This is a genomic window from Alcanivorax sp. HI0044 (assembly GCF_001634945.1).
In genome coordinates, this window is sequence record NZ_LWEZ01000757.1 from 1 (window position 1) to 606 (window position 606).

Here is a 606-nt window from a genome sequence, read left to right on the forward strand (position 1 = left end):
GTGGTTCTGTCGTGCGTGCTGCTCATACAACCTCCTGTTGTTTTGAACGGCGTTTGATACTCAATAAATAGCCAATGCTGGCTTGGGTAGATCTCACTTGCATCAATGTCGAGAAAAACGGGCCAAAGAAATATCTTTAGCCCCTAAGTACCTGATCAGAGTGCGATGCGCGCTCCAATCACAGCAAACCAATCTGCTGTACTGCCGCCGTCCGCTTCGGCAAAGTCGGCACTATCGCCGTATTTGCGCTCATGCACCACGCCCACATAAGGCGAGAACGCACGGTCGATCAGATCATAGCTCAACCTGAGTCCGGTTTCAGTAGAAACCAGTCCTTTACCAACGCCAATTTCCCGGTCCTCGCTAAACGCAACCGTGGCATCCAGCGTTGCCGCCAGAATCCAGTAGTTGGTGAGAAGCAGCTCGTACTCTGCATCCAGTTCGGCTGACGTATCGCCATCCTTACTGACATACAGGTTTGCATCGATCTCAAACCATTGGGGAGCCAGCCCGGCTACACCGAGAACGGCATATGTACGGTCCGGCCCCTCGGGCGTATCGAAACGTACGCCCGCTTTGGCGTCGAAGAACTTGGAGATGGGGATC

1 protein-coding gene is annotated in these 606 nt (G+C 53.5%); it reads right to left on the reverse strand.

The window, feature by feature from the left end; translation table 11 throughout:
- Nucleotides 1-155: 155 nt before the first annotated feature.
- Nucleotides 156-606: copper resistance protein B (locus A3730_RS09050; protein WP_197477389.1), on the reverse strand; the 451-nt coding region annotated here is incomplete at its 5' end.